The 4,909-nt window shown below is 45.2% G+C and carries 5 protein-coding genes; 2 read left to right on the top strand and 3 right to left on the bottom strand.

What is annotated here, in order from left to right:
• Positions 1-12 precede the first annotated feature (12 nt).
• Positions 13-1,041, bottom strand: coding sequence for a phenylalanine--tRNA ligase subunit alpha (gene pheS, locus VIP81_RS11715; protein WP_331960271.1), 1,029 nt, complete (start codon positions 1,039-1,041; stop codon positions 13-15).
• 100 nt (positions 1,042-1,141) lie between these two features.
• Between pheS and VIP81_RS11710 the strand changes: the two genes are divergently transcribed.
• Entirely contained in the window at positions 1,142-1,984 is an 843-nt protein-coding gene (locus tag VIP81_RS11710) for a sensor histidine kinase (RefSeq protein ID WP_331960268.1), read from the top strand.
• Here VIP81_RS11710 and VIP81_RS11705 read toward each other — a convergent pair.
• Positions 1,981-2,667, bottom strand: a complete 687-nt coding sequence (locus VIP81_RS11705) for a response regulator transcription factor (RefSeq protein WP_331960265.1) — start codon at positions 2,665-2,667, stop codon at positions 1,981-1,983. The genes VIP81_RS11710 and VIP81_RS11705 overlap by 4 nt on opposite strands.
• Positions 2,668-2,688: 21 nt before the next feature.
• Positions 2,689-4,131, bottom strand: a complete 1,443-nt coding sequence (locus VIP81_RS11700) for a HAMP domain-containing sensor histidine kinase (protein ID WP_331960262.1) — start codon at positions 4,129-4,131, stop codon at positions 2,689-2,691.
• A 193-nt stretch (positions 4,132-4,324) separates the two neighbouring features.
• On the opposite strand from VIP81_RS11700, the gene VIP81_RS11695 reads away from it, so the two are divergent.
• Positions 4,325-4,909 (top strand): hypothetical protein (locus VIP81_RS11695; protein ID WP_331960259.1); only part of this gene is annotated, 585 nt, incomplete at its 3' end.

Here is a 4,909-nt window from a genome sequence, read left to right as displayed (position 1 = left end):
TAAGACAAACTCCTATATAGCACCTTCAAACTGCTCCAGGAAACGGGTATCGTTTTCGGAGAACAGGCGTAAATCTTTAATCTGGTATTTCAGCATGGTAATACGTTCTATTCCCATACCAAAGGCGAAGCCAGTATATTTTTCAGGATCAATGCCACAATTGGCCAACACTTTCGGATGTACCATTCCACAACCCAGTATTTCTACCCAGCCGGTTTGTTTACATACAGGGCAACCGGTACCACCACAAATGAAACATACGATGTCCATTTCTGCGCTGGGCTCTGTGAAAGGGAAGTAGGAGGGACGGAAACGAATGCCGGTGTTTTCACCAAACATCTCTTTTACGAAGTGATAAAGCGTTTGTTTAAGGTCCGCGAAAGAAACATTTTCGTCTATATACAATCCCTCTACCTGGTGGAAGAAGCAGTGTGCACGGGCTGAAATAGTTTCATTACGGTATACTCTTCCCGGGCTGATAATGCGGATAGGCAGTTTACCTGCTTCCATCACCCTTACCTGGGCGGAGGAAGTTTGGGTACGCAGCAACCAGTCGGGATTTTTGCTGATAAAAAAGGTATCCTGCATATCACGGGCCGGATGGTTTTCCGGTAAATTCAATGCAGTAAAGTTGTGCCAGTCATCTTCAATTTCTGGTCCTTCGGCAATGCTAAAGCCCAGGCGCTCAAATATGCGGATAATTTTATTCCGCACCAGGCTGATAGGATGACGGGTGCCAAGCCGGTGTGGCGCTGCCGGCAAAGTATAATCAGTATCGCCGGCATCTGCTCCGGAAGCATCTTTCAGATCACTGAACACCTCGTAGCGGGACTCCGCGAGTTGTTTAAATTCGTTTAATATCTGCCCAAATTCTTTCTTACGGTCATTCGGTACCTGCTTCATCTCCCCGAAAAGAGCTTTCACGATACCTTTTGTACCCAGGAATTTTATGCGGTACTGTTCCAGATCCGCTGCGCCGGCAGGCGTAAAAGCCGCTATTTCTTCTTTGTAGGCTGCTATTTGCTGTACTAACTGTTCCATAAACGACAAAGATAAGCGATTAGAAGTAAATCCATGGGTATAAACCCATAGCTTATTTCCCGGAAATGACGTATATTTTCATTAGCAAATCTGAAGGGGTATGCCTACGACTATACACACTACACTGCTGTCACTTATTGCGGCTATATCTATTGTTTTTTTACTCCTCTTCCTCCATTACAGATCCCGTTACCTTGTCCTAAAAGGCAATGAAGCGGCTATGGTCCGTCATACCAACCAGCAGGAAAATGCACTCCTGCTGCTCCGGAAACAAGTGTCGGAATTAAGGCTGCTCAGCCTGAAGTCACAGGTAAATCCACATTTCCTGTTTAACTGCCTGAATGGCATCTATACGGCCCTCATGACCGGAGAAACAACCCTTGCCCAGGAGTATATTTCCGGTTTTGCTACGCTGCTCAGGAAAGTATTAATGCTGACAGATAAAAATTTTATCTCTTTACAGGAAGAATCAGATATGCTGGAACTATACCTCAAACTGGAACGGCTACGCACCAATAACGGATTTGAATATACGCTCACCACAGATCCGCAAATCTCTCCAGCCGCCTTATCAGTACCTTGTATGCTGGTACAACCCTTTGTGGAAAATGCCATCTGGCACGGGTTAATGCATAAGGCAACAGACCGGCAACTACATATTCATTGGACGCAACTACAACAGAATCTTTACGCCTGCGAGGTAACCGACAACGGTATAGGCCGCGTACAGGCCCTGCAATATCATCACGATGGCCTGAAAACGAATAACCACCACTCCAGGGGCATGGAGATATGCATGGAGCGAGCCTCCCTTTACAGATCCATGTACCATACGCAGTTTAATATTGAAATTACAGATCTCCCGGGAGAAGAGAATACAGTACGGGGTACCCGTGTATACATCACTTTTGAAGTGGACCCCAATATGAAAACCTCCCGCTAAAAAATCAGTTTATAACCCACCCCGCGGATATTCACAATCTGTACCCTGGAATCATCTTTCAGGTATCGGCGAAGTTTCGTGATAAAAACGTCCATACTGCGGGCATTAAAAAAGTTATCATCTCCCCACAGATCCAGCAATACAGATTTACGCTCCATCACCTCATTCTTGTTGTTGTACAGGCGCTGTAAAATGGCCGCCTCGCGGTGTGACAGGAACTCAATGCTATTATTGCGGGCAAGCGTTTGCTTAGTGTAGTTAAATACATATTGCCCGATAGATACGGCGCCTTCTTCCATTTCACGGCTACCGGGATTATCCCCAAAACGTTTTAGCAATGCCGTAATGCGCACAATCAGTTCGTCCATGCTGAAGGGCTTCTTCAGGTAGTCGTTACCACCCAGCTCAAAGCCTTTCACCACATCTGCCGTCTGCGATTTGGCTGTCAGGAAGATGATCGGCGTTAATTTATCCTGCTTGCGGATTTCGGCTGTCACCGTAAAACCGTCCATATTAGGCATCATAATATCCAGTACTACCACATCCGGGTGCTCCTGTTGATACAAACGTAATCCCTCCCTGCCATCGGCCGCATACAACATTTCAAAACCCCGCATTTCAAGGCTGTCTTTCACAATCTGTCCAAGCTGTACTTCATCTTCTATTAATAATACTTTTGCCATAACGTCTTTTATTTATTGTTGCTACGCTGAAGGGATGATTATAGTAAACTCGCTGCCTTTATCCGGCTCACTTTGCACATGTATAGTGCCACCATGCATTTCCACAATCTTTTGCACATAACTTAAGCCCAAACCAAAGCCTTTCACATTATGCAGATCACCGGTAGGCACCCGGAAAAATTTGTCAAATATACTTCCCTGATACACTTTAGGAATACCAATACCATGGTCCTTTACCTTAATCTTTAAGATACCATTTTCCAGACTGGTTTGTATATATAATTGCACCTGCTCGCCGGAATACTTGATGGCATTATCTATCAGGTTATTGATGGCATTGGATAAATGTGTTTTATCCACGTACACCATTTTACCCGCCAGGTTATTATCGTAGCGGAGCTGCAGCTGTTTGCCTGCTTTCAGCTGATGGTTGGACAGGATATTGTCAACTACTTCGTTCAGGTCTGTTTCTTCCCGGAACAACTCAATATCTTCTTTTTCTTCGGCAGCGATATGCAGTACTTTCTCTACCAGGTCAGATAAGCGCTGCAGCTCATTTTTAGAGATGTCGAGATAGGTTTGTGTTTTTCGCTGATCATTCAATGCATTGAAGTTCTGCAATGCTTCCACGGCCGCAGACACGGTAGCAATAGGCGTTTTCAGCTCATGCGTCATGTTGTTGATAAAATCATTCTTTACCTCCGACAGTCGTTTCTGTTTTAAGATCGTTCTCAGCATATACACAAAGCAAAGAGTAGTCAGCACCAGCAATAGCAATGAGCTCAACAGGGTCCAGATCATTTTCTGCAAAATAAACTGCAGGGGGGAATCGAAGGTAGCCTGTACAAACAGGTTGCTGGCCGGATTGAACGGGATCTTTGACGTTTGCCGCGGCTCCCGGCGGCGGATACTGTCTCTGAAACTTTCTCTTTCAAAGCCGCTATAGTTAAGATGAATAGTATCCAGTTGGTAAGAAGTGGCAATTTGCCGGTTCGCCAGCTCTACCCTGAATACCGAGTCCAGCTTGATCAGGTTAGTGCTGTCGTTGTGTAAAGTACTGGTAATGAGGTACTCCGAAATTTGCCGGGCCAGTGTATCTGCATACACCCGGGAGGGTGAGTCGCCGTGAAAAGCTTCCGGCGGGGGCGGACCAGGATAACGATCCGTATCCCGTTGCACCTTGAATCGCCTCCCTTTAGGCATCCCTATTTCTTCCACCTGTTCTGCCAATCCTCTCATAGGCCTTTTCAGGGAATCTTTGTCTTTGCCGAAATATTTGATGTAGCGGCGTACATCCGAAAACTGTTTATTGAAAACCGCCATGCGAAGCGATTCGTTAATTTCCTTACTGAATTGTTCCTCTCTTAACTTGTAAGAATTGTACAGCCAATACCCCTGGAATAGAAATATACCCAGTATACAGACAGACATTAGGATGAGGATATTTCTGATTCTTTGTCTCATGAAGCATTTTAAGGTCCTTACAAAACTATCCATTCCCGGCATAATACCGGCCAATCCCTTAACAGTAATTAACAGTAAATAAGGAAGATTAACGCTTACAGATAGTCTTTAACAGTAAATAACAGTAAATAAAGCTTTTTAACCCAAAAAATGAAAGCGAAGGATCACTTTTGTGATATTAAAACAACCAGGTATGAACCGAACTATCCGTTTATTCTTTGCAGCAGCTACGCTGCTATCAGCTACCAGCCCGGTATTTGCCCAGCAATCAGGAACTATTGAATACGAAGTAACTGCTAAAGTAGATCCTGAGCGTATGCGCGGTTTCCAGCGCGGCAGCGATGATGCACCTGCTATGCCAGATGTCATCACTTTCAAACAAACCTTTACATTCAGCAACAACATTGGTAAAATCACCACCGAACGCCCTGACTTTGGCGGCGGCAGAAGACAACGTGCCGATGGAGATACCAGCAGAAGACAGCGTCCGCAAGGCGATACCAGCAACCGCCGCAGGCCGGGCATGGGCGGAGGTATGGGAATGGGACCTCGTGGTAACAACGCCCAATATGTAGATCTGGCCAACAAAAAATACGAACAGGTATTCACCACCTTCGGTGATGATAAGAAAACTTATTACACAGAAGAAGACTTCATCCTTACCGCTAATACCAAGTCTTCCGACAAAACTAAAAAAATTGCCGGCTACAACTGCAAAAAGGCCACCATACAGCTGAAAGACGATACTTACACCGTTTGGTATACCACAGAATTACCT

The sequence above is a fragment of the Chitinophaga sp. genome, from assembly GCF_036566945.1.
Lineage (GTDB): Bacteria > Bacteroidota > Bacteroidia > Chitinophagales > Chitinophagaceae > Chitinophaga.
The sequence above is the reverse complement of the archived record's forward strand: the minus strand, read 5'-3'. Positions and strand labels throughout refer to the sequence as shown.